Source organism: Enterococcus sp. 2G9_DIV0600, from assembly GCF_002140615.1.
GTDB classification, from domain to species: domain Bacteria; phylum Bacillota; class Bacilli; order Lactobacillales; family Enterococcaceae; genus Enterococcus_D; species Enterococcus_D innesii.
In genome coordinates this window covers 1,854,401-1,879,024 of record NZ_NGLL01000001.1, presented here as the reverse complement: position 1 = coordinate 1,879,024, position 24,624 = coordinate 1,854,401, and the positions used below count along the sequence as shown (strand labels likewise).

Genomic DNA, 24,624 nt, shown 5'->3' with positions numbered 1-24,624 from the left:
AGGAAAAAATGAAAAAAATAGTAGTAAGTTTTATGAGTATTTTCGTACTAGCGGGGTTGACCGCTTGCGGATCAAATAATACAGGGACAACAGATTCAACGGGGACAGCTCAAACCCAAGTGGAAGAAAGTGCACAAACGCCGACAGAAGTCGAGATCACGGACAGCAATGGGACTGTCACTGTTCCTTATGCGCCGGAAAAAGTTGTTGTCTTTGACAACAGTGCATTAGACACAATGGATGCCCTTGGTCTTGGAGACCGAGTCGTTGCTGCAGCAACCAGCAATCTGCCAGATTATTTATCAGCGTATGCAGATGTTGAATCAGCAGGGGGAATCAAAGAACCGGATCTAGAGAAAATCAATCAATTACAGCCGGATCTAATCATTATTTCAGGTCGGCAACGTGATTTTCAAGAAGAATTATCTGCCATTGCGCCAACCGTTTTCTTAAGTGTCGACAATAGTAATACGTGGGGATCGATCGAAGCTAATATTACGGCTATCGGACAAATCTTCGGTGTGGAAGAAGAAGCGAAAGAACAGCTGAATTCGTTGCAAACACAGATCAACACCTTGAAAGAGCAAGCACAAAGCGCTGGCGAAAAAGCTTTGGTAGTTATGGTGAATGAAGGTAATCTTTCCGCTTTCGGTCCAGGATCTCGTTACAGTATCCTATATGATACGTTTGGTTTTCCGGCAGTTGATGAAGAGCTAGAGGCGTCAACTCATGGACAAAGTATTTCTTATGAGTACTTGCTTGAAAAAAATCCTGACGTCATCTTCGTGATTGATCGGACAAAAGCGATCGGTGGTAATGAAAGCGAAAGTGAATTTGTTGCAAACGAAATCGTACAAGAAACAAATGCTGGGCAAAACGATCAAGTGATTGAATTGGATGCTGCGGTTTGGTATTTAGCTGGTTCCGGATTGGAGTCGATCCAATTAATGATGGATGATGTCAAACCAGCCGTTGAATAAGTATGTGAGAACAAAAATCAAGTAACAAGCGGCACGCGTATCAGTTTACTGAGAATGCGTGTCTTTTTTTCATTTTCTAGGACCTACGACTGATTTTTGAGAACTTTACCAGCTTTACTTTACCTGTCGTAGTAATTGTTTTATAATTAGTACGACAGATGAAGTAATTTAGGAGGCGATTGCGTGATCTCGAGTGACGGAATTCGCGGCTATAACGACGCAATCATTTTATCCATTCTTTCAAAAGAAGATTCTTATGGATATGAAATATCCAAGCGTATTCGCGAAGGAACGGATGCCGTATATGTGATCAAAGAAACGACGTTGTATTCCGCTTTTACTCGGTTAGAAAAACAAGGATTGATTCGTTCCTATCCTGGAGAAGTGACGCATGGCAAAAAGCGGACGTATTACCAGATAACTGCAGACGGAAAAGCGAGCCTTACACAGAAACGATTGGAGTGGCAACAGACAAAGATCGTCGTTGACCAGTTCTTACAAGGAGGAGAAAAATGAAAACCATTCATGACTATTTAGACAGCTTATTTTTATCAGTACCCATCACACCGGAAACGAAGAGGGCAAAAGAAGACCTCTTAGCCATTATGGAAGACCACTACTTGGAATTAATCCATCAAGGGAAAAGTGAACACGAAGCCATCGGTGCGGTGATCAGTGAGTTTGGTTCGGTGGATGAATTGCTGCAAGAATTAAATGTTTCTAAAGAAGAGCCAATTGATGATTGGTCCGATGCTATCACAGAAGATGATGCATTTGATTATTGGGGAACTGTGCGCCACTTTGCTTTCTCGTTGTCTTTGGGAATCGGCTTTTGTATCGCAGCTTTTGCAGCTTTGATGCTTTTTGTTAGTTTCTATGCGGAATTATTTGGTGTAATGGTGATGATCCTTTTTATCGCCATCGGGGTTGGTTTTATCATCTCTAGCAGTTTGCACTTTTCCGGTGCTCGTAAACAGTTGGATGATCGTCCGATCAAAAGGGATGCTAAACGAGAAGCCGCTCAGCAACTCGCAAATTATGAAAAAAGTTTTCGAATTGGTCTCGTTTTAGGAATTGGCGCCTGCATTTTTTCGATTGCGCCTGTACTGTTAAGTGAGCTGATTTATTACTCTGTCGAATTCGGTATAGCGCTATTTTTCTTGACGGTTGCAGTAGGTGTGTTCTTTATTATTTATGTAAGTATTATTCGGGCAGGGTTTGCGAAATTGGCTTCGGAAACGTATTTTATTCGCGACGAAGATCATCCTGGTGATCGAGCAACACGTCATAAATATGGCGAATCCGCTGGTAGAGTTACCTTTTTTCGAACAGTCTATTGGCCAGTGATTTTGGTCGTTTACATGCTTTGGTCCTTCATGTTTCATGCATGGGCTTACTCTTGGGTCATTTTTGTTATCGGTGGTGTCTTAGAGGACTACTTTATTGGTCAGACAAAAGCCAAAAAATAAGAGACGTTTCAACCGAGAGTGCTTTCTTTACTTTTAAAAAAAGGAAGACTATAATACGCCTTGTAACTGAATTAAGTAAAAAAGAACGGCGAGAAGTGAGATGTTCTCATTGCTTTTTTAAAAGTTCAGAATACAAGAAAAGAGGCAATGGAATGTTAGAAATTCATTATCTGAAAAATGGCAGCAAAGAAGTAACAACAGTTGAATCCCCGGAGCGCTTTCTTGCGAGCCAATACTTGGAAGTCCCACCTTTTCAAGACCATTACCCAGTCGAAGAAGTTTTTCTAGACGGCAAGCGGATCACGTTGAGGGAGCGAACAATCGGTGGATTGTTCAACTATTTCAATACTAAATGAAAAAATTGTCTTTTTCTATGACTCACTTTACATTGTGAGGAATCATAGGAAGAGGCAATCTTTTTTTGTTTAATTGAGAATAGGAGATGTAATTGAGAATCTAACAGGTAGGAACTTTGCTTAGATATGATTACCCAACCTTACTACTATACTCCATTTGCTTTGAATAGAAAATAAATATGCTCATTTCTGAGGAGGATAACATTTTTTTTGACTATTTCTGAATAAACTATTGCATTTTGTAGTTAGATATACTAATAATTAATAGAGATTATTCTCAAATAATTATTCTAATTGGAGGAAATGATATGTCATTAATTGGAAAAGAGATTGGTTCATTCGAAGCGAAAGCTTACCACAATGGAAAATTTATCGATGTTTCATCAGAAGATTTTAAAGGAAAATGGAACGTTGTTTGTTTTTATCCTGCAGATTTCTCATTTGTTTGTCCGACAGAACTTGAAGATTTGCAAGACCAATATGCATCATTAAAAGAATTAGGCGCAGAAGTTTATTCTGTATCAACGGATACCCACTACACACATAAAGCGTGGCATGATCATTCTGATGCCATCAATAAAATCGAATATATCATGATTGCAGATCCTTCTCATGTGATCTCAGAAATCTTTGATGTATTAGACGAAGCATCAGGTTTGTCTCAACGTGGTACATTTATCATCGATCCAGATGGTGTGGTACAAACGGTTGAAATCAATGCGGATGGTATCGGTCGTGATGCTAGTGGCTTGATTGACAAAATCCGTGCAGCACAATATGTTCGTACTCATCCAGGTGAAGTATGTCCTGCAAAATGGAAAGAAGGCGAAGAAACATTAACGCCAAGCTTAGACCTTGTAGGCAAGATTTAGGAGGCTCTCATGGCATTAGATAAGGCAATCAAAGACCAACTGACCCAGTATTTAGCGATGCTGGAATCAGAGGTTGTATTTGCAGCAAGTTTAGGTGAGGATGATTCTTCCACAAAAGTACGTGAATTTTTAGAAGAAATCGCAGAAATGTCGCCAAAAATCACGATTCAAGCTGTAGCAAGCGAACGAACACCAAGCTTTTCGATCAATCGTCCCGGTGAAGAAAGCGGCATTGCTTTTGCTGGTTTACCGTTAGGACATGAGTTCACTTCATTTATTTTAGCGTTGCTTCAAGTAAGCGGTCGTCCGCCGAAAATTGATGAAGCACTACAAAAGCGCATCAAAGCGATCGATAAGCCATTACATTTTGAAACCTATGTCAGTTTGACCTGCCATAACTGTCCGGATGTTGTTCAAGCGTTAAACATTATGGCAGTGCTAAATCCTTCCATCAGTCACACCATGATCGAAGGTGGGATGTTCAAAGAAGAAATTGACAAGAAAAAAATTATGGCTGTGCCAACAGTCTTTCTAGATGGCGAAGAATTTGCAAGCGGCCGTCAAACGATCGAACAATTATTGGAAAAAGCAGCTGGTCCAACGAGTAAAGATGACTTTGCTGAAAAAGAGCTTTTCGATGTTTTGGTCGTCGGTGGCGGACCTGCAGGTGGAAGTGCAGCGATTTATGCGGCGCGTAAAGGTATCAATACCGGGATGGTCGTGGAAACGATGGGTGGCCAAGTGATGGAAACCCTTGGTATCGAAAACATGATCGGTACTCCTTATACCGAAGGACCAAAATTAATGCGTCAGGTAGAAGAGCACATCAACGAATATAAAGTCGATGTCATGAAAGGGCAGCGTGCCAAGGATATTCGTCGCAATGATGTCATCGAAGTTGAATTAGAAAATGGCGCAGTATTAAAAACCAAAACGGCTATTTTAGCAACCGGTGCTCGCTGGCGCAACATCAATGTTCCGGGAGAAAAAGAATTCAAAAATAAAGGTGTTGCCTATTGTCCACATTGTGACGGCCCGTTATTTGCTGGGAAAGAGGTTGCTGTCATTGGCGGCGGAAACTCTGGGATCGAAGCAGCGATCGATTTAGCTGGCATGGCAAAACATGTCTACGTTCTTGAATTTTTACCAGAACTAAAAGCGGACCTTGTGCTACAAAACCGTTTGAACACGTTAGAAAATGTGACTGTTATTACGAATGCCGCAACGAAGGAAATTGCTGGATCCGATCATGTCGAACAATTGACCTACGTTGATCGCGAAACGAATGGCGAATTCACATTAGCTGTGGAGGGTGTCTTCATTTTGATTGGCTTAATGCCGAATACTGAATGGTTAAAAGACCGCATCGTTTTAAACGAGCGTAATGAGATCGTGGTAGACAAACATGGCGCAACCAACATTGAAGGCGTCTTTGCAGCGGGAGATTGTACCGATAGTGTATACAAACAGATCATCACTTCAATGGGTTCAGGTGCTACTGCTGCGTTAGGTGCGTTTGATCATCTGATTCGCTCGTAAGCAGTCAACAGCTACTCATATATGATTTAAATCAGAAACGTCTCAGGAACTTCTAGGAGCTCCTGAACGTTTTTTTGTGGATGAGGGAATTTTAGGGCTGTTGACAGCAGGACAGTTTCTATATTACAATGAAAAAAACTCGTTCAAAAAAGAAAGAGGTATATTGATGAGTGTCGTAGGTATCTAACCAGCCAATTAAAACAAATAAGCAAAAACAGACTGTTTATTTGTTGTGCCTGTAGATACCGATAAAAATCGTTATTGATGAATCAGGTGATGGGAGACTGTCGCTTTTTTTGTACACTTTTTTGGACGGGGATATTACCGGGATCCTCAGGCACAAGAAAGGATCACACATGAATATACCAAAAGCAACTGAATTTGAACAAATCAAAGAACAAGTAAGTAAAAAAATAATCAGCGATTACGGCAAAGCGCGCTTTGCGAATGAAAAACCAGCAGCTACGATCCACTCTGCACAAAAACGAGTGACAGAGACCACTGAAGCGATGGCGCTATTAGCCGCCGGTCGTCAAGTGCCTTTTATGGGGCTGCAGCATGTCTTACACCATACGGAGAAAATTGAAAAAGGGTTTGTTTTAGAACCACAGGAGCTTATCGAATATGGAGACTTTTTACGGTCTTTTCGAATCATCCGTCAATTGTTCGAAAAGAATCAATCGATCGCCCCAAAATTGCATCAATATGCGCAAGGTTTAGCAGACTTTTCTGAAATCGCCGAAATGATTTTCCAAAAGATTCGCAATGGTCAGGTTGATAGTAATGCCAGCCGAGAATTGCGGAAAATTCGCGGTACGATCGAAAAATATGAAGCTGATCTGAAAAAAGTTTTTGCAAAGTTTTTTAAAGAAAGTCGTTATTTACAAGAAAATCGTGTCATCAAAAAGAATGACCGATATACGTTACCCGTGCGTGCTGAATTCCAACAGCAATTTAAAGGAACGATCATCGAACGTTCCAATAAGCGTGCGACTGTCTTTATTGAACCGGAAGCAGCTGCCCGTCTGAATGATCGATTGATCTTGGCACAGGCGGAAGAAACGGCCGCTCAATACCAAGTCTTATCAGAATTGACCGGGGCAATCGCCGAACAAATGAACGCAGTATTTGCCTGTCTCGATATTTTAGTGGTGTTGGATATTATTTTTGCTCGCGGAAAGTATTGCCGGGAGATCAATGGGCAACCGATAGCGATCACTGAAGAAGAAGTTTTGCTTCTTGATCAGGTCCGGCATCCTTTGCTGGGCACTGATGCAGTTCCTCTATCTTTAAAACTAGGAGAAGAGAACCGATGTATGGTCATCACAGGGCCGAATGCTGGTGGTAAGACGGTTGTCTTAAAAACCGTCGGACTCGTTTGCGCCATGGCACATTACGGCTTATTTCCAGCGCATAATGGCAACAGCAGTGTACCGTTTTTAAAAAGTCTTTGGATGGATATTGGGGATCAGCAAAGTCTAGAAAATTCTTTAAGTACCTTTTCTGGACACATGTCGAATATTGCACAGATCATGACGAATGCCGGACGGAACAGTATCGTTTTGTTGGATGAAATTGGCAGCGGGACTGAACCAAATGAAGGGGCGGCTTTAGCAATCGCCATTATGGAATCGATCTATCGTTCAGGGGCATTAATGATCGCCACGACTCATTATGGTGAAATCAAGCAATTTGCCCTTGACCATCAAGACTTTGAAACGGCGGCGATGGCGTTTGATGCCAAAACACTGACGCCCAAATACCGCTTGTTGACCAATGCGGTTGGCGATAGCAATGCGTTTTGGATCGCCGAAAAAATGGCGATTCCAGCTGAGGTCGTGCAAACGGCTAAGGAGTATTTAAAGGATAAATCCTATTCTTTTGAAAAGCAGCCTTTTGTGTCGACCAGAAAACGAACCGATCCGCAGGAAGTAAAGCCTGAGCACATTTTCCAAAAGGGAGACCAAGTCTTTTCAGCAGAACATGAAAAACGGGGACTCTTTTATGAATATTTAGAACAGGGGCAAGCGAAAATTTCGATTGAGAAACAATTTTTCGTTGTTGCTGCTCGACGATTGCAACTGCTCACAAAACGAGAAGCACTCTATCCAGCCGGCTATGATCTAGATCAATTATTTTTCGATTTTGCCCAACGTAAATTTACCCGAGATATTGAACGTGGGTCTAAAAAAGCGCAAAAGCAGTTAAGAAAAGCAGCACAAGAGCGTCAAGCCAAACGATCATTTGATTGATCGGCACGGATATATTTATTCAGACAGTGCAAATCAAGAAAGCAGTTCTTTTTCAATCTTTAGAAAAAGAACTGTCTTTTTTTTGGAATGACCGTTTTTTAATAACGTATATTATCGAAGGGGATTCGGTGTTGATCGAATGATTTTCATTGGTTTTTCTTTAAAGGCCGGAAAATATTCGAAATATCTAATTTCTTTAAGAAAAGTTAAAGAAAAATAAAAATAACAAAGAATAGGTTGTATCTTTATTCGAGGAAGGGTACCATTCATATTGGATTGAAAAATAACATATAACCTTGTTAGGTGAGGCTCCTATACAAACATAAGCTATTGCGCAGAAACGTCGAAAGACGCCAATGTGTAGAACAGGAATTGTCGGATTAAGGCTTTTCATAAAATAGCTAAGAAAGGAAAGAACTTTCTTTACGTTGTATAGTGCTAAAACTCGGACGATGAGATTGCTGCGAAAGTCTGACGTCCTAAGAGAAGTGAGACTTTTTTGCTTTTCTTTTGATGGATGAATCAGCTCAAAAGGCAAAATAACTGGTACCGTCTGAACACCTACTCCAAGGCAAGAGGAGTGGAAGCAATGATTGAAAAAAAGAAGATCGATTGGCTGCTGATCATAGCTTATTTGCTATTGAGCCTTATCGGTCTTTTAATGATTTATAGTGCAAGTTCTTACCGTTTATTAACGAGGGATCAGCCACCAGCGAGTTTATTCTTGCGTCAGCTTGTTTTTCTACTACTTAGCTGGGTGCTCCTTTTCATTATTCAAAGAACACGTCGAGAGATACTGCTTAGTAAGTACTTAGCGATCGGTTTGCTGGCATTTGGGATCTTTACATTGCTCTTAGCACGTGTGCCTTTTTTCGGCGTCTCTGTTAATGGTGCCCAACGCTGGGTCTCAATCGTAGGGATTCAATTTCAACCTTCAGAAATCGTGAATGTCGGTATGGTTTTGTATCTGGCTCATTACTTTCAAACAGCAAAAACCACCTTGCAGGAAATGAAGCGTCCCCTTTTGGTTTTGTTTTTGTGCTGTGTGTTGATCTTGATTCAACCAAAAGTAGCTGGGGTAATGATTTTACTTTTTTTAGCATTTGTCATGATTACTACGGTACAAGTGCCCGTGAAACTAACAGCTCTTTTATTTGGTGGCTTATTGATCAGTCTGTTCTTGATTGCCATGCTGATTATTTTTTTAGGAAACAATGATTTACTGCCCCACATGTTTATGCACGTTTATAACCGCATACGGTTAGTGGGGGATCCATTTTCCGATCCGTATAATCAGGGGTTTCAAATGATCCACTCCTACTACGCTTTGTTTAATGGTGGTCTTACTGGTCTTGGCTTAGGAAACAGCATCACTAAAAAAGGCTTTTTACCAGTAGCAGAAACAGATTTTATTTTCTCAGTTTTAGTAGAAGAACTAGGCTTGATTTTTGGTATTTTTGTAATCGGCTTATTATTCGTGATCATCTTGCGTTTATTTATGCGATCTGCTGCAATTGAAAACCCTCAAATAGGCTTGATTTTATTAGGGACGAGTACGTTGCTTTTGTTGCAAACAAGTATTAATATTGCCAGTATTTTAGGTTTGATGCCGATGACGGGGGTGCCGCTACCATTCATTAGTTATGGTGGGTCTAGTTACTTTATTCTTTCATTTGCCTTTAGTTTATGCCTGAAACTAGAACGAGAGGAGGGCATCCTTAATGAAGTTCCTCAAACGTCATGAAGCAAACTATGCTTTACTGCTGCCGGTTTTCCTGCTGTTTTTGTTAAGTATCTGGGTACAACATCAAGCATCTGTGATGGATGGCAATGATCCTTCAAGGATTGTTTTGCGGCAGATCCTCTTTTGTATTCTTTCGGCGATTGCTCTTTTTGTGACGAGTTTGATTCCTACGAATTTACTCCTCCGCTTTTCTGGTCTTTTGTACTTACTATCCCTTGGTTTGATGGCCTCTCTTCATTGGTTTTATGATCAAACGATGTTCGAACAAACGCACACCAAACGATGGATTAGTTTCGGTTGGTTTACGATTCAGCCTTCCGAGTTTATGAAAGTGGCCTTTATGCTCTTTATGGTCTATCTCACCTTAGTTTATGAAAAACGAAAAGCCGAACGAACGATCAAATCCGATTTGATCTATGTCACTAAGATCCTGTTATACAGCTTACCGACATTTTTATTGATGTTTATGCAGCGGGACTTTGGAACGAGCTTGGTGTTTATCGTGATGTTAGGTGCCTTATTCATCATTTCCGGTGTTCATTGGAAAATACTGACTGTCGTGATCGGGTTGCTTGCCGCTCTTGGTGCTATTTTGTTGCTGCTCGTATTCACGGAATGGGGCAATCGTGTGTTGTTTCGACTGCACTTCTCACAATACCAATTGGATCGTGTAAGAGCTTGGGCAGATCCTTTCGCTTATCAAGATTCCATCGCTTTTCAACAAGTCCGCAGTATGTGGGCGATCGGTTCCGGAGGCTTATTGGGGGCGCCAGCTACCCATACAACGGTGTATGTGCCGGTTCGTGAGTCAGATATGATCTTTACAGTCATTGGAGAAACGTATGGTTTTTTAGGAAGTACTTTAGTCATCTTCCTTTATTTTTATCTGATCTATCAAATCATTTTTGCTGCTTTAAAAACAAATAACAAAGCATCGGTCTATATTGCGATCACTTATGTGTTTGGTTTAGTTTTTCAAATTTTTGAAAACATCGGAGCGGCGATCGGTTTGCTGCCTTTAACCGGCATTCCTTTACCATTCTTAAGTCAAGGAGGCACCTCACTGATTGCGATCAGCATTGCTATGGGAATTATCTTTGGGTTAGATAAATTTCCGACAAAAGTCAAAAATAGGTCGTATACATTAAAAGAAAGTAGGAGCTTAACATGAGTAAAACAGCAAAAAAAGGAGCGATAGGTGGAGTACTCTGCAGCTGTTTTGCATGGCTGTTTTTCCTCGTTGCATTAGAACCACACTGGTTCCAAAGCATCGACAACCTGTTTTCCCAATTGCCTCAATGGCGGACACCTGCTGTGGAATCGATTTTTCTCCCGCTTGCCAGTACGGCCACGATCATTCCCGTAGCGGCCATTCATTTTCTCTTAGCAAGTATTTTATTTATGCGCAAGCAGCATTTAGAAAGTTTATGGTTGATGGGGAACATGATTGTGATCAGTGGGGTCGGTCAAGTGATCAAGAAAGTAGTTGATCGCCCGAGACCGGATTTTGCTGACAGCATGGAGCGGGCATCAGCAAGTTTTCCAAGTGGACATACATTATTAGCGACCACGTTGATTATTTCTCTCCTCTTCTTCTTAGGGCAAACAGTTCCCGCTAAAAGAGGCAAGCGTCACTTTATCCAAAACCTGGCACTATTTCTTGGAATGATCTATTTGTTGCTGATCATGATGAGTCGCTTGCTATTCGGGGTTCATTATCCCAGTGACTTGCTAGCAAGTATTTTATTGGCAAGTGGGATCAGTTACATCACCTATGCTTTCGTCTTTTCAATCAAAAAACGTGTACTTAGGGGGAAATAAAATGAGTACAGCAAAAAAACTAATAATCATTTTCCTAGTATTGCTGACGGGAATTATTTCAGCAGGAACCGTCTATGCCATTAGGGTGTATTTTCAAGTAGAGGATGTTGCTCACTCGATCCATCGTCCGATCGAAGGACGAGAAGAGGCGGAAGTCATCGAAAATGCTGAACCTTTGAGCCTTCTTTTGTTGGGGATCGCCAATGATTCCCGGCGCAAAACCGATTTTCGCGCAAACACCATCATGGTGGCAACGTTGAATCCTGCCACGCGAAAAACCACCCTCACGAGTATTCCTAGAGACGCCTATGTGGAGATCGTGGGACAAGGCTACCATGATAAAATCAATCATGCTCATTCTTTCGGTGGAGCAAAAATGATGATTGAAACCGTCGAACAATACCTTGATATACCGATCCATCATTATTTCTCTTTAAACATGGATGGGATGGCAGATCTTGTCGATGCAATTGGTGGCATCACGGTTGAAAATGAATTTGCTTTTACTGCCGAGAAGATCGATTACCCAGAGGGTACCCTTGAGTTAGATGGCTGGGAGGCACTCCAGTATACCCGTATGCGAAAAGATGATCCAGAAGGCGACTATGGACGTCAGCGCCGTCAAAGAGAAGTGACTGAAATTTTGGCCAATGAGTTAGTTTCACTTTCAAGCGTGATGCGGATTCAGGATCTGCTAACGATTATTGGAGATAATGGCGAAACGGATTTAACTTTTTCACAAATGAGTCGCCTATTCACTCAATATCAATCCGCATTAGGGACCGTCGAGTCTTACCAAATGGCTGGCAGTGGGTTCACGGGTGATGGCTTTAGAGGAGAATATGGGATTTCTTATCAAGAAGTAACGCCTGAAGAACAACAGACGACGAGCCAACGTTTAAAAAATGAGTTGTTGATTGATTAAGCTTTTGGTTTAGAAACAGAGCTAGTGTATTTTTGTTCATCCAGTAAGTTAGTAATTAGAGTTGACAGCCGCTTTTCCTCAGGATACTCTTTAGTCAAGCAAAGCATTACGGCTTGGCGGATAGCAAGAGTTTGTTTGGAAAAGAGCTGTCAGCTCTATTTCTATTGTGCCACCTTTTCGCTATGCTGTCACAAGGAGGAGAAGTATGAAAATCGTCTTTCAAGACCACTTACCATCTGATTCAAATCAAGTGCTCGCCTTGTACGAGGGGGTTGGTTGGAGCGCCTACACCAAAGAACCTGAGCGTCTTCTAAAAGGGCTAGCTCAATCACAGGTGATAACGGCCTATGTTGAAGAGCAGCTAGTGGGGCTGATCCGTTGTATAACCGATGGACAAACCATTCTTTATATTCAAGATCTATTAGTTGCACCCGAGTTCCAACGTCAAAAAATCGGTCAGCGATTACTAAAAAAAATGTTGGCGAATCATCCATCGATACGGCAAAAGGTTCTGATTACGGACAACACAGAAAAAACGCGTCGTTTTTATGAAACGTGTGGCTTTTCTTCTGTGGAAGAGCAACAAATTGCCGCATTTATCTATTTACCAAAAAGCGAATAAGGAACAAGAAAATCAATGTGTCACTGAGAATGGCTTTATTTTTAGTTGGTTTGGGTTTGAAGAAGGAGTGGAGAAAAACGAAGATGCGCTTTGCGTTGCTTTTTTTGTGCCTCTTTATCGGTGTTGGCGCCTGTGGGGGAAGTCTGTTGGCGTTTAAAAGCATTGAGCCGTTAAGGCAAGGACAGACATATGCTGGTTTAGAGGCGGCCATGCTGCAAGGAACCCCCTTCACGACCTTCTTAATTCCCGGCTTGTTTTTGTTGGTTATCTTAGGCTTGGGGAATCTGATTGTCGCTATCCTGTTGTGGCTTAACAAAGGATACTACGGGGCAATGCTTTTAGGCATGAGTTTAGTAGTCTGGATCATCGTGCAAGTCATCTTATTACGAGGATGGCATGTCTTGCATCTGATTTTCTTTTTAATAGGTTTATTCCAGTTTGCTTCAGCAGTCTACTTTGTCAGAAGCATGCATCTCCCGTTGCCATTTTCAGCTCATCAAAATTGATTAGACTTGTGAAATAAAGATGAAAAAAATTAAATTAATTGAAAGTTTGCTATGGAAAACGTGGATTTTTGAAAAAAATCTTCTTGAAATCATCCTTCGTTTTTAAAATTATGCTAAACTGAAAGAAGTTGAATTATTTTCTAGAATCAGGAGGATTTATTATTGGAGTTTCTTAAAAAATCAAAAATTTTTGCAGGTCTAGTGATTGTCTGTCTCTTAGGTATCGCGGTCTGGATCTATTCAAATATACTGTTTGTCTTTCGACCACTGGAAGCCATCTTTTCTAGTGTCTTTTTACCAGTATTGATTTCGATTTTTATTTTTTACATCTTTTTACCTTTCTTTAATTGGGTAAAAAAAAGAACGAAAAAGAAAAGCATTGCGCTATATTCGACATTGCTGGTGATCGTTTTTGCAGCGTATTTGATCGTTCAGGTGATTGGACCAGCATTAGCCTATGAGATGGGGCGTTTTATCAATCAAATTCCCATCATCATCAATTTGGTGATCGATACTATTGATCATTCTTATTTAGAAGAATTATTTGGTCCTTTTATTGATTCGATTGATATTTCCCAAGCTAGCAACTTTGCCTTACAGTTTATTACCGGGGCAACCAATAGTCTGACGAGTTTGATCTCCATCGTTTCTCATTCAGCGATCGTCTTGTTTACGATCCCACTGTTATTAGTGTATATGTTTAAAGACGGTGAGAAAGTTCCTGATTTTTTGGCAAGTAAGACACCGAAAAACTATCAAGGCTTAATGCGACAACTTTGTAGTGATTTCCATCAAGCAGCGTCAGCGTACATTGGTGGGAAATTGTTGGTTTGTTCTTACGTTGCAGTTTCTAGCTATTTGATTTTTTCTTTGCTAGGTTTGCAGAATGCGTTGCTTTTAGGCCTGATTTGTGGTGTTCTGGACATTATCCCTTATTTTGGTCCCTTTATCGGAGCGGCACCAGCCTTTTTATTTGCGTTAAGTCAAGACATTCGAACAGCTATTTTTCTGATTGTCGGAATCACGATCATTCAGTTAGGTGAATCGTATCTTGTTTCACCATTAGTAATGAAAAAAGTATTGCATATCCATCCAATCATTGCGGTGTTTTTATTATTGATCGCTGGCAACTTGCTTGGATTTGTGGGCATGATCGTGGCACTGCCAGTGTATTCGATCGTGATGGCAATGTCTGGTACATTGTTGCGCTTTTTTCAGGAGCGGAAATTAGAACGATCTGTAATTGATAAGGATTCATTATAACGAAAATGTTCTACCTTGCTGTTGGAGCGATCTCCATCAGCAGGTTTTTTTGTTTTTAAGCACTACGTAGCATGGCTTTAAGACAAATGCTATACTTATTGAAACGAGAAGGACGATAGGAGTGAGGAAATGAAGGTTTTATGGAATGATCAAATCGTTGATCGAGAAGCGGTGAAAATTGACATTGAAGATCGCGGTTATCAGTATGGTGACGGAATCTATGAAGTGATTCGAATCTATAATGGTCGCTGCTTTATGTTAGGGGAACATATGACTCGCTTAGAAAGTAGTGCGCAAAAAATTAAGCTGACGTTGCCTTATACGATTTCCCAATTAACTGAAAACCTTAAGTTACTGGTTAAAACCGAAGGAATCACAGAAGGAGAGATCTACCTTCAAATCACCAGAGGAATCGCCTCTCCCCGCAATCACGAGTTTCCGTCTGCTGGAGCAGTCAAAGGAGTCGTAACCGCAAATGTGATCCCCTTTGAACGACCTCTGGAAATGCAGCATGCAGGGCTATCTGCGACTGTTCTTCCAGATGAGCGGTGGTTGCATTGTGATATCAAATCATTGAGCTTGTTAGGGAATCTGTTAGCGTTAGATCAAGCGATCGAAGCGGGGTTCGATGATGCACTCCTTCAACGAGATGGCTTTTTCACGGAAGCTTCGGCATCAAATCTCTGGTTTGTCATTGATGGTATCGTCTATACGCATCCCGATGGACGCTTAGTACTACCAGGTATCACAAAAATGAAGGTGCTACAGTTGTGTCAGCAATTAGAAATTGCTTATCGAGAAGAACCTGTCCCTGTTGAGGCACTAAGCAACGTGCAAGAGTGTTTTTTGACCAATTCTGTCTGGGAAATTGTTCCTATCGTCAATGTAGATGGGAAATCAGTTGGCAATGGCACTTTGGGTTCGATCACGAAACGTTTGCAAGCCGCCTATATCGCTGCTACAAAGAGTACGTGCGAATCCTAGTTAACAAGCAAAAGAAACGATGCAAAAAACTTTGGCCCACCCAGCATGTTTTATGGCTAGGTGGACCAAAGTTTTTTTCTTGGATACAAGTGCAGATTTTACCATTCACTAGGATTCCACAATTTTCCATCAAGTTCTCCTTGTTTCAATTCGATTCGAATTTCTTGCTGATGAAGCAACTTCTCTAGTTCTTGCAAAAATGCTTTTTCGTGATAGTCAGCTGTTTCTTTTATTGACTGCTCTATCAGTGGCTTTAGCCATTCGTGATCCATCACAGCACCTCCAATTCAGTTAAAGCGTCTTCTAATTCGGTCAACGTTTCATGGTTTTCCTGCAGCAGTGATAGCAAAGGAGCAAGCTGCGGTTTTTCAGAAACCAAATGCGCCAGTTTCTCGCTAAACCATTGTTGCTTTTGATCAAATGTAAAGGGAGCCGGCATTGATAACAATTGTTGATAGGCAATGACAAAGGCTCGTTTCTCTTGCTCTGTTTTATACATCAGTTGATCGAGGACAATGATGGGGAGTACCGTCATTTGGTGTTTTTTTGCCATAAGTACCAGTGGGTGTAAAATTTCATTGAAGGTCGTATTTTCGCGGCCACCTAGCTGAAATTCTTTGGCGGCAACGCCAGTAGAAACGGCGAAACTGATTTCCTTGCCCGCCAATGCAGGGGCACATTTTTCCCAAACCGTATCAATCCAATCTTTCATTTTTGCTGGAACGCTGTACCAATATAAGGGGAATTGTAAAACCAAACGATCGCATGTTTGCAACAGCATCCGTTCATCGGCAAGAGAAAAATCAGAAAGACCATCAAGAAAATGCATGGTGACGTTAGGAAGCTTGGCACTTTCAATAAAGAATCGTTGGGAAAGCGAATTGTGGAAATCCGGATGGCTGGCTACCACTAAAGTTTTTATCATGAGACTGATCATCCTTTCCTATTACATGTACCATATTTTACCAAAAAGAGAAACTAGTCTGCTTTTCTTTTTGTCGAAGTTCTTCTCTTTTAGTTTCGTTTAAGGTACTTCTTTTATACTTGTTTATAAGAAAAGTCAGTACCGGCTTAAGCGTGATAGAAATGGGGGAATAGAGATGGAATCAAATGATCCCTGGATGAAAGGTCTAGCAACTATAATAAGGATCGTTGCAAATACAGTGAACTATGTCGAAAATGGACTTGCCAGTTGCAAACAACGAATTGATGGAAAGCGTCATACGCAAGAAAATGATTACGGCAACGGGCAAGAGTTTACTGAAGTGACTGTCTACAGATGACCGATGCAGAGACAATAACAAAGATGGCTCACTCATCAAAGGGTGAGTCCTTTTTTTTATTTCAAGCCATTCATCATCAGTTTGTACTTTTGTTGAAGGAAGGTATAATGAGTAAATGAAGCATAGTGGAGACGGAAGAATGAAGCAATAGTAGAGAGGAGAAGCAGGTGATGAATCATTTATATAAACGAATCCAATACAAAATTCCAGAGCTGAACCGAGTAGAAAGAACGGTCCTTAACTATTGTTTAAGGGCACCCGAGAAAGTTTCAGAAATGACGGCCGATGAGTTAGCTTCCCAAACGTACACCAGTCAAGCGACGATTAGCCGAATGGCAAAAAAGCTTGGCTTTACCGGTTTTCAAGAATTCAAATTTTCACTGAAGAATTATCAAACTCTTGAAAGAAAATCATCTACTCAAGCTTCTCTTGGTTTATCCCCACTGATCAAGCAAATGATTGACCAGCTGACGACATCCTTATCAATGATCGAAGAAGCCGACTTTCAGCGTGCCGTGGAAATGCTTCAGCAAGCACAACGAATCGAATTTTTTGCTTTAGGGCAAAGTGCGCCGGTTGCATTATCTGCGAGTCGAAAGTTGCGGTTTTTAGGAAAAACGGTTGGCGCTTCAACGGATTGGGATGAATTGACAACCATCGCTAATCAACTATCAAAAAAAGATATCGCTATTTTTATTAGTCATAGTGGGGAAACGATCGGGATGCTAAATTATGCTAACCGGTTGAAACAAAGAGGTGTGCCAATTTTAGCCTGTATTGGTCAACCAAAAAGCACGTTGGAGAAGCTTGCCACCTTCTCTTTTCCTGTTGAAATGACAGCGATTTATCATCATGAAGTCGATTTGAGCCCACGGATCTCTTTAGCAGCGTTACTGGATATTTTAATTATTCAATACGCCAATCAAATCGAAGAAGTACTTGATCCTGAATGACCATTCCATTTTGTGAATGGTCATTCTTGTTTTGGTAACTGTATTGTAAGCCTTCTTGATATCGTTTACATTTTAAGAGACAAAAGTGTTAGGAGGAAATGATATGCAAAAAGGGAAGAAAGCAAGCTGGATGGAAATTTTTCAAGGACTTGGGAAAACATTTATGTTGCCAGTCGCTTTACTCGCATTCATGGGTTTATTTTTAGGGATTGGTAGTTCATTTTCATCTTCTTCAACGATCGATGTTTTCCCGTTTTTAGGTGCCCCTTGGCTCCAAGTGGTTTTTCGTTTCATGTCAACGATCGGTGGGTTTGCCTTTAGTTACTTACCCGTCATGTTTGCGATGGCGATTCCTTTAGGTCTAGCAAGAAAAGAGAAGGGAGTTGCGGCATTTTCAGGCTTTGTGGGCTATGTCGTGATGCATTTATCCATCAATTTTTATTTACAAGAAACGAATCAATTAGCTACTGCAGATCAACTACGAGAAGCAGGACAAGAGATCGTTTTTGGCATTCAAACATTATCAATGGGAGTTCTAGGTGGTATTATCGCAGGATTGATCGTTTATAAATTGCATATGCGCTTTTACCATTTTCAATTGCCAGATAGTTTTGCATTCTTTTCAGGAGCACGTTTTGTTCCAATCATCACCTCGCTTACTTTAGCTGTGGTTGGGGTGATCATTCCGATGATTTGGCCGTTGTTTGCTATGATCATCACAGGAATCGGACATTTAATTCAACAAGCTGGTCCATTCGGTCCGTTCTTATTTGGTTCAGGTGAACGCTTATTACTGCCATTTGGGTTACACCATATTTTGGTTTCCATGATTCGTTTTACCGAAGCAGGGGGAAGTCAGCTGATCGATGGTCAGCAAGTCTTTGGGGCGTTGAATATTTTTTATGCGGAATTACAAAACGGCTTAAGTATCTCACCAAGTGCAACGGCGTTCTTGTCTCAAGGGAAGATGCCAACCTTTATGTTTGGTTTACCGGCAGCAGCATTAGCTATGTACCAGACGGCAAAACCTGAGAATCGTTCAAAAATAAAAGGCTTATTGATTTCAGGCGTCATTGCAACTTTTGTGACAGGAATTACTGAACCAATCGAATTCTTATTCTTATTCATCAGCCCTTTATTATGGATTTTTCATGTAATCATGACAGGTGCTGGATTTATGGTAATGAGTCTATTGGGTGTCACGATTGGAAATACCGATGGGGGCGTGCTTGATTTTCTTATCTTTGGCGTGATGCAAGGCGCATATACAAAATGGTGGCTCGTTCTGATCGTAGGAGCTTGCTGGTTTGCCCTGTATTACTTTGTTTTTAAAACAGTGATCCTTCGTAAGAATTTGAAAACACCTGGCCGAGAAGACAACAACGAGCAACAGAATGAGATGGAAGATGAAAAGACGTATTCTGGAAAAAGTGGCTATGATGCCCATGGCATTTTGGCAGCTTTAGGGGGAGCAAGTAATATTGACTCTTTGGACAATTGCATTACACGGCTACGCCTGGTGTTAACTGATGGTTCACTGGTTGATGATGAACGGTTAAAAAAACTAGGTGCGCTTGGAGTCGTTCACTTAGATGATACTAACGTTCAAGTAATCATTGGAACGAAAGTAACAACAGTCAGAAACCAACTTGATGCGATTCTTTAGCAAAATTGTCAAGTAGTAGGAGTGAAGAAAATGTTTTTTGATGAACCAATCAATCGTAAAGGAACCCAGTGTACTCAGTGGGATTATGTTGAAGACCGTTTTGGTGAAAAAAACTTGTTGCCATTTACGATTTCCGATACGGATTTCAAGGTGCCAGCTGCAGTTGAAGCGGCACTTATCAAGCGAATGCAACACCCGGTTTTTGGGTATACACGTTGGAATCATAATGAATTCAAGCAAGCGGTCTGCAAATGGTATTCTGAACGTTTTAACAGCATGATCAAAAGCGATTGGCTGGTCTATAGTCCTTCCGTTATATATAGCGTTAAACAGCTCGTCACCCTACTCAGTGATCCAGGAGATGGGATCATTATTCAGACGCCAGCGTATGATGCGTTTTATAAAATGATCAAAGAGAACAAAAGAAAAATCGTACCTAATGCACTCATCTATGATGCCAACTCGTATCGCATTGATTTTGAAGAGCTAACAAGATTGATGGCACAGCCTGAAAATAAAGTTCTTCTCCTCTGTAGTCCTCATAACCCAACTGGGAGAGTCTGGCAAAAGGATGAGTTGCAACGAATGATCGAATTGGCGAGAACCCATGAAGTATTTATCATCTCTGATGAGATCCATATGGACATTGTAAGAAAAGGACAAAGGCATCAACCAATCATTGATTTGTTGCAAAAAAATGTAGCCCTTGTTACTTCGGGAAGCAAAACGTTTAATTTTCCAGGGTTGATTTATTCTTATGGAATCATTCCTGATTCCAAGTTGCGTGATCGCTTCTTAACTCAGTTAAAAGAAGCCGATGGGTTGAGCTCCACCAGTATTTTTGGCATGACCGCAACGATTGCTGCCTACGATAATGAAAGTAAGTGGGTGGATCAGCTCAATGACTATCTGGATGGTAACATTGCTTATGTGATCGCTTATTTACAGGAACATCACCCAGAACTCGTGGTCACGAAAAGTGAAGCCACGTATCTTATGTGGATTGATTGTACAGCAATGGGTTTAACGATGGCAGAATTGCAGCAACGAATGATTCGTAAGGGAAAAGTTGCGATTATGTCAGGGGAAATCTATGGGAAAGAGGGGAGAAATTTTTTGCGCCTAAACATTGGCTGTTCGCGAGAAAAACTCATTGATGGCTTGAAACGATTCACATTGAGTTTGACCTAACAAAAAGAACCCACTGAGCAATCAGAAAGATCCTGTATTCTTTCTGATCGCCAGTGGTTTTTTTAGTCTTTCGTCGTGCGGGGAGTCATTGCAGTAGTAACGGGGAGTGGTTCAACGACATGGAAATAACCTTCTTTGTCTTGAATGATCAGCATATCTTGCTGACTCTTGCTCTTGATGATCTCACCTTTAACAATTTCGTTGGTGACAGTCCGATAAATGCTTGTAGTCATGTTCATTCCTCCCAACGGTTTTTACCAATTGGTCTTCCATAGGGGGACCAGTACAAATCAATTGCTTGATTTGTACCAGCAAGGAAAAAGAAAACGAATTGGTATCTTTAGTATAGGAGAGCAATGTTTAGATTGCTGCAATTCCATGTAAAGTTTTTGTTAATCCTCTTATTTTCAGCGATTGACTAATCGGCTAAAGAAAAACGCAAGGCCATTTTATTACTGCCAGACTCCACCATTTTTCCTAGTAACGTTGTTGCATTTTTTAAATACAGTTCAGCCATCTCAGCGTTGGCTTCTTCAAGCAGACGAGTAGGCTCCTTTTCAGCGGAAGCTTTACAATCAGTTTCTTGTTGGATGCGGCGACAAGCCGCCATCGTTTCCATTTCAAAACGGTTGGCAAGATCACTATAGCGATCGTAGTCGCTGTCCCCAATCAACGCCAAGGTGCGTCCTAACCAATAGCTATTTGTTGGATCGTAGGTCTTTGTCGTATCGCAATAGCCAAGTGGGGTCTTAGTGATAGCTGCATAAAATGGCACAACGCCGTTGAAGGTATTGGGACCAAAGGCGAGCCAATGAATGCCAGCGATTGCTGCAGGCACGTGGTTGCGGATCTGCAAAATATGGACTTGCTGGTTGCGATTGAGAGCAATCGATCGGAATTGTGTTTTTTGTGTCTCGGTTCCTGTACCGTAAGGGTCAAAAGGCGTATTTTGGAAGTGGGAGCTCAATGCCCATTTTACATCTTCCACGGATAGCTTTTGTTTTGGGTAGCATACAAACGGGAGCTCTTGATTGATCGGTTCAGCAGCTGTTCCGCTAAAGTGTTTTTGAATGTACCATGCCCGCGGGTTATTGTAACGGGTATCTTTTTCTGATGAGCTGCCAAAAATATGGCGTAGATTGATACCTTCAAAATCAGGATTTAATTGATAGTCTTCAATCAACTGTTCGAGATCCTGCGAACACAACGTCATTTCTGAGGCGAAATCGAAGTGATCAATGTTTAAGCGATTGGGTGCCACGACATAGGCATCATCGGGTAGGCGAACAGCTGCCCAGTGATGTCCACCGATGGTTTCCATATACCAAATTTCCTCGGCATCAGAAAACGCGATCCCGTTGGCTTCATAGGTACCATAGGTTTCTAAGAGTTCCCCTAAGCGCAAAACACCTTCTTTAGCGGAATGGATGTAAGGCAGTACGATGCTGACGAAATCAGCTTCCCCGATACCATCTTCCACATATGGATCAATAGCCAAAACGCGTGAATTGGTTGTGATCGTTTCTGTCGCAGTCATGGCGATATTTTCTTCATTGATTCCTGAAGCTGCCCAGACTCCTTGGGATTCATCTGCTTCAGGTGTCGAAGTATAACGTAAGGGATCCTTAGGTAAACGAATTCGACAGCCGCTTAAAACGGCGTAAAATTCATTTCCTTGCTGTTCTGGAGTGATAACGACGAATTTTTGCGGTTCCGAACCGCTTCCAGAATCTTCATTACGGGCAATCATGGTCGAGCCGTCGATCGATGCTTTTTTTCCTACTAGTAAAGTGGTACAGGACGCTTTTTTTCTATCCATCTTTCCAACACTCCTTCATTTCTTCTTACGAATGATTGAAGCTAGTATACCCATAGTCTCATGGTTTTACAATGCTTTCTATAGAGAGGAACAAAAATATTTCGCCTTTTTTATTTATTTTTAGTACAATAAGGTGTTGTAAAAATAATCAAAGGAGCCATTATTATGAAGAAAACAGTTATCTTTAGTTATATTTTTTTACTTAGTCTGGTTTTTGCCGGCTGTGCCAAACCATCGATGGATGCGGGAAACTCCTCCAGTGACTCTTCGTCAGTTCAACAAAATGCCGAAGAGCGCACTGCCCAAATCAGCTTCAATAATAAAAGTGAAGAGCAAGACCGGGAGATTGATACCAAAACGGTCACTTTTAAAGAAGGGGTTTCTTTGATGACCATCATGAAAGACAACTTTGACTTGGAAGAAAATCAAGGGATGATCACCAGCATCGACGGTTTAGCGCAAGATGAAAAAGCTGGCTATTATTGGACGTATACAATCAATGATGAAATGATTACAACTGGGGCGGATGATACCTTTTTAGGAAACAACGATAAAGTGGTTTTCACCTATGAAAAATTCGAATAAACTACTTTCATTTGCTGGAAAAGAAATTGCTTATTTAGGGCTGCTTGTGGCAGCGGCCGTCGTCGGCAGGACACTTTTTCAACCCTTACCCAATGTTCAACCAATGACGGTGATCTTTTTATTAGTAACCATCCATTTAGGTCTTCGTCGTGGATTGATCGTTTGTCTGCTCTCGATGCTGATTACCAATTTTTACATGGGAATGGGAATATGGACGATCGCTCAATTAGTTAGTTATGCAATCATTATTTTGGGGATGTATCTGTTGTCAAAAAGCAAGCTGTTTATGAAACGGTTGCTTTTACAAGTCAGCTACAGTGTGTTTGCAGGGTTTGCTTATGGCTTTGTGATATCTTGGATCAGTGTCAAACTTTACGGGTTTCCTAGTTTTTGGGCTTACTATTTTCAAGGATTGAGCTTTGATGCCCTGCACGCAGTAGGCAATGGCATTTTTTATTTGTTACTAGCACCGATCTTTCTACGGCTTTTCCAACACTACTATCCAAATAAAGACAGCGAAGGGTACTAAGCGCCTCGCTGTCTTTTTGCTTGACTCAGCAGTCGTGGTGACAAAAACATCTATGTCTAGAGGAAAAGTCTTTGACGATCAAACGAGATGAAAGTGGCTATGTGAGGAAACAAGCAGGCATATTGTTGTGCAAAAGCGGTTTCTGCAGGTATCCTTAAGGTATCTAAGGAAGGATGTGGCTTTTGATGAAATGGATCGTGAAAAAAGATGATTTAGAAAGCTACCGCGCGAAGTTCCATGGAAAACTGGCTGGTTATGCCGAGGAAGCCAAAATGATTGCCCTGCCAACCCCAAAGTATTTTATCGTGGTGGTTGACGAAGAAAAAATCCACTTGATTCAGTTAGATCTGCAATTTCATGAAAAAGGGATGCAGACAATTATGATCCATGAGATCACAAAATTACAATTAGGCGGTGTGGTAAATAAAAAAGTCCAGATTCAGACACCTTCGACCACTGTCAAATTAATGATCAAACCGTTAGCGATCGGTATCAAAGAGGAGCAAAAAGCCTTGATCGATCGGTTTACCAGAATGTCGCGATAGACTTCGGAGGAATAGAGAGGAAAATCAGCTGGATTTTTTCAGAAAAAAAAGCAAGGGCAGTTGCCTGCACTTGCTTTCGTGAGTCCTGTTATTCTGGCGTACCGACGATTTTAATAAACTCATCGATATTCTTGATTTTCATATGCTTGATCACTAACTGTTCCCGCTTGTTCCATTTCCCTTCGACTTCTAATTGGTATTTATTTAATGGAAGGCGTAAGACATAGCTGGCTAAGTAGCGATCCTTAATAATGCAATTTACGATTTTGTGGTCTTCTAAAAGTTGGATACCTGTCAGCATCATTGGCGTTTCTTGAAAAACGCGGCTATTGACTAACAATCCAGTGTGGGTTTCGTTCATGGAATCTTCCTTTCTGATAAACCTAGGGTAAATCATCTTTCTGTCTGTTATGTTACCTGATTTGCATCAGAAAGGCAATTCCTATAGTAAATCCTCGTTATTAAGTACCATGTAAAAAGAAAGGGGGCAAAAGGAATGGTTGGGTATAATCGTTTCTCAAATGAGTTTCAAAAGGCTTCGAAAGAACTCCGTGAAGGGAAGAAGTCCAAAAATGCCAATAAAGGGCTGCGAACCCGACAAAAAATCGCTGCTGAAAAAGAACAAAAAGCACAAAATGCTTTTTCGACTGGTTTTTTGATTGGTTCCTTCAGAGAGTTATTCCGCAAAAAATAAGCAAGTTCCGCTGCCAAGGCGGGACT

The 24,624-nt window shown here is 41.1% G+C and carries 28 protein-coding genes and 1 riboswitch; of the genes, 23 read left to right on the top strand and 5 right to left on the bottom strand.

Annotated elements, in window-relative coordinates:
- Positions 1-8 precede the first annotated feature (8 nt).
- The 15 genes from A5870_RS08970 to dat all read left to right on the top strand — a co-directional run bounded on the left by A5870_RS08970 (position 9) and on the right by dat (position 15,333).
- A complete protein-coding gene (locus tag A5870_RS08970) occupies positions 9-980 on the top strand; it encodes a siderophore ABC transporter substrate-binding protein (protein WP_081118729.1) in 972 nt (323 codons plus the stop codon).
- A 183-nt stretch (positions 981-1,163) separates the two neighbouring features.
- Positions 1,164-1,496, top strand: coding sequence for a PadR family transcriptional regulator (locus A5870_RS08965; RefSeq protein WP_077453470.1), 333 nt, complete (start codon positions 1,164-1,166; stop codon positions 1,494-1,496).
- Positions 1,493-2,449, top strand: a complete 957-nt coding sequence (locus A5870_RS08960; RefSeq protein ID WP_077453469.1) for a permease prefix domain 1-containing protein — start codon at positions 1,493-1,495, stop codon at positions 2,447-2,449. The genes A5870_RS08965 and A5870_RS08960 overlap by 4 nt, the downstream gene beginning before the upstream one ends.
- A gap of 152 nt (positions 2,450-2,601) precedes the next feature.
- Positions 2,602-2,805 (top strand): hypothetical protein, encoded by a 204-nt coding sequence (locus A5870_RS08955; protein ID WP_034871989.1) that lies wholly within the window; start codon positions 2,602-2,604, stop codon positions 2,803-2,805.
- A gap of 308 nt (positions 2,806-3,113) precedes the next feature.
- Positions 3,114-3,677: an alkyl hydroperoxide reductase subunit C gene (gene ahpC, locus A5870_RS08950; RefSeq protein ID WP_005226227.1), complete on the top strand. Its 564-nt coding sequence runs from the start codon at positions 3,114-3,116 to the stop codon at positions 3,675-3,677.
- 9 nt (positions 3,678-3,686) lie between these two features.
- Entirely contained in the window at positions 3,687-5,216 is a 1,530-nt protein-coding gene (gene ahpF / locus A5870_RS08945; protein ID WP_086292445.1) for an alkyl hydroperoxide reductase subunit F, read from the top strand.
- A 356-nt stretch (positions 5,217-5,572) separates the two neighbouring features.
- Positions 5,573-7,468, top strand: coding sequence for an endonuclease MutS2 (locus tag A5870_RS08940; RefSeq protein WP_086292444.1), 1,896 nt, complete (start codon positions 5,573-5,575; stop codon positions 7,466-7,468).
- A gap of 288 nt (positions 7,469-7,756) precedes the next feature.
- A riboswitch (M-box (ykoK) riboswitch) is annotated at positions 7,757-7,932 on the top strand.
- 125 nt (positions 7,933-8,057) lie between these two features.
- Complete coding sequence (locus A5870_RS08935) at positions 8,058-9,212, top strand: FtsW/RodA/SpoVE family cell cycle protein (protein ID WP_170920146.1); 1,155 nt, start codon at positions 8,058-8,060, stop codon at positions 9,210-9,212.
- A complete protein-coding gene (locus A5870_RS08930; RefSeq protein WP_086292443.1) occupies positions 9,190-10,383 on the top strand; it encodes an FtsW/RodA/SpoVE family cell cycle protein in 1,194 nt (397 codons plus the stop codon). Before A5870_RS08935 ends, A5870_RS08930 begins: the two co-directional genes overlap by 23 nt.
- Complete coding sequence (locus A5870_RS08925; RefSeq protein ID WP_086292442.1) at positions 10,380-11,033, top strand: phosphatase PAP2 family protein; 654 nt, start codon at positions 10,380-10,382, stop codon at positions 11,031-11,033. Before A5870_RS08930 ends, A5870_RS08925 begins: the two co-directional genes overlap by 4 nt.
- Position 11,034: 1 nt before the next feature.
- Positions 11,035-11,958 carry an LCP family glycopolymer transferase gene (locus A5870_RS08920; RefSeq protein WP_081118723.1) on the top strand — a complete coding sequence of 308 codons (924 nt, stop codon included), beginning with the start codon at positions 11,035-11,037 and terminating at the stop codon, positions 11,956-11,958.
- A gap of 205 nt (positions 11,959-12,163) precedes the next feature.
- Positions 12,164-12,580: a GNAT family N-acetyltransferase gene (locus tag A5870_RS08915; RefSeq protein ID WP_077453463.1), complete on the top strand. Its 417-nt coding sequence runs from the start codon at positions 12,164-12,166 to the stop codon at positions 12,578-12,580.
- Between the two features lie 83 nt (positions 12,581-12,663).
- Complete coding sequence (locus tag A5870_RS08910; protein ID WP_252086083.1) at positions 12,664-13,086, top strand: hypothetical protein; 423 nt, start codon at positions 12,664-12,666, stop codon at positions 13,084-13,086.
- Positions 13,087-13,248: 162 nt separating this feature from the next.
- Positions 13,249-14,349 carry an AI-2E family transporter gene (locus A5870_RS08905; RefSeq protein ID WP_086292441.1) on the top strand — a complete coding sequence of 367 codons (1,101 nt, stop codon included), beginning with the start codon at positions 13,249-13,251 and terminating at the stop codon, positions 14,347-14,349.
- A gap of 129 nt (positions 14,350-14,478) precedes the next feature.
- Positions 14,479-15,333: a D-amino-acid transaminase gene (gene dat / locus A5870_RS08900; protein WP_086292440.1), complete on the top strand. Its 855-nt coding sequence runs from the start codon at positions 14,479-14,481 to the stop codon at positions 15,331-15,333.
- A gap of 98 nt (positions 15,334-15,431) precedes the next feature.
- On the opposite strand, the gene A5870_RS17330 is transcribed toward dat, so the two are convergent.
- The gene (locus A5870_RS17330) at positions 15,432-15,605 is read right to left on the bottom strand and encodes a hypothetical protein (protein ID WP_005236169.1); all 174 of its coding nucleotides are present in this window, start codon (positions 15,603-15,605) and stop codon (positions 15,432-15,434) included.
- Positions 15,605-16,270 carry an NAD(P)H-dependent oxidoreductase gene (locus A5870_RS08895; protein WP_086292439.1) on the bottom strand — a complete coding sequence of 222 codons (666 nt, stop codon included), beginning with the start codon at positions 16,268-16,270 and terminating at the stop codon, positions 15,605-15,607. Before A5870_RS08895 ends, A5870_RS17330 begins: the two co-directional genes overlap by 1 nt.
- Before the next feature lie 163 nt (positions 16,271-16,433).
- Between A5870_RS08895 and A5870_RS08890 the strand changes: the two genes are divergently transcribed.
- The 4 genes from A5870_RS08890 (at position 16,434) to A5870_RS08875 (ending at position 20,426) form a co-directional block, all read left to right on the top strand.
- Positions 16,434-16,616, top strand: a complete 183-nt coding sequence (locus A5870_RS08890) for a hypothetical protein (RefSeq protein WP_086292438.1) — start codon at positions 16,434-16,436, stop codon at positions 16,614-16,616.
- A 170-nt stretch (positions 16,617-16,786) separates the two neighbouring features.
- Positions 16,787-17,569, top strand: coding sequence for a MurR/RpiR family transcriptional regulator (locus A5870_RS08885; protein ID WP_077453459.1), 783 nt, complete (start codon positions 16,787-16,789; stop codon positions 17,567-17,569).
- A 103-nt stretch (positions 17,570-17,672) separates the two neighbouring features.
- Complete coding sequence (malX, locus tag A5870_RS08880) at positions 17,673-19,235, top strand: maltose/glucose-specific PTS transporter subunit IIBC (RefSeq protein ID WP_081118719.1); 1,563 nt, start codon at positions 17,673-17,675, stop codon at positions 19,233-19,235.
- 30 nt (positions 19,236-19,265) lie between these two features.
- On the top strand, positions 19,266-20,426 hold the full coding sequence (locus A5870_RS08875; RefSeq protein ID WP_086292437.1) for a MalY/PatB family protein: 1,161 nt from the start codon (positions 19,266-19,268) through the stop codon (positions 20,424-20,426).
- Positions 20,427-20,488: 62 nt separating this feature from the next.
- On the opposite strand, the gene A5870_RS08870 is transcribed toward A5870_RS08875, so the two are convergent.
- Entirely contained in the window at positions 20,489-20,659 is a 171-nt protein-coding gene (locus tag A5870_RS08870) for an aldo/keto reductase (protein WP_081118717.1), read from the bottom strand.
- A gap of 185 nt (positions 20,660-20,844) precedes the next feature.
- Positions 20,845-22,245, bottom strand: coding sequence for a C69 family dipeptidase (locus A5870_RS08865; protein WP_086292436.1), 1,401 nt, complete (start codon positions 22,243-22,245; stop codon positions 20,845-20,847).
- 165 nt (positions 22,246-22,410) lie between these two features.
- Here A5870_RS08865 and A5870_RS08855 point away from each other — a divergent pair, with 165 nt between their 5' ends.
- The 3 genes from A5870_RS08855 to A5870_RS08845 all read left to right on the top strand — a co-directional run bounded on the left by A5870_RS08855 (position 22,411) and on the right by A5870_RS08845 (position 23,904).
- Positions 22,411-22,830, top strand: a complete 420-nt coding sequence (locus A5870_RS08855) for a DUF4430 domain-containing protein (RefSeq protein ID WP_086292435.1) — start codon at positions 22,411-22,413, stop codon at positions 22,828-22,830.
- On the top strand, positions 22,814-23,359 hold the full coding sequence (locus A5870_RS08850) for an ECF transporter S component (RefSeq protein ID WP_086292434.1): 546 nt from the start codon (positions 22,814-22,816) through the stop codon (positions 23,357-23,359). Before A5870_RS08855 ends, A5870_RS08850 begins: the two co-directional genes overlap by 17 nt.
- Before the next feature lie 173 nt (positions 23,360-23,532).
- Entirely contained in the window at positions 23,533-23,904 is a 372-nt protein-coding gene (locus tag A5870_RS08845; RefSeq protein ID WP_005226207.1) for a hypothetical protein, read from the top strand.
- Positions 23,905-23,992: 88 nt separating this feature from the next.
- Here A5870_RS08845 and A5870_RS08840 read toward each other — a convergent pair whose 3' ends face one another.
- Positions 23,993-24,265 carry a hypothetical protein gene (locus A5870_RS08840; RefSeq protein WP_005226206.1) on the bottom strand — a complete coding sequence of 91 codons (273 nt, stop codon included), beginning with the start codon at positions 24,263-24,265 and terminating at the stop codon, positions 23,993-23,995.
- Positions 24,266-24,400: 135 nt separating this feature from the next.
- Here A5870_RS08840 and A5870_RS08835 point away from each other — a divergent pair, with 135 nt between their 5' ends.
- On the top strand, positions 24,401-24,598 hold the full coding sequence (locus A5870_RS08835) for a hypothetical protein (protein WP_005236143.1): 198 nt from the start codon (positions 24,401-24,403) through the stop codon (positions 24,596-24,598).
- Positions 24,599-24,624 lie beyond the last annotated feature (26 nt).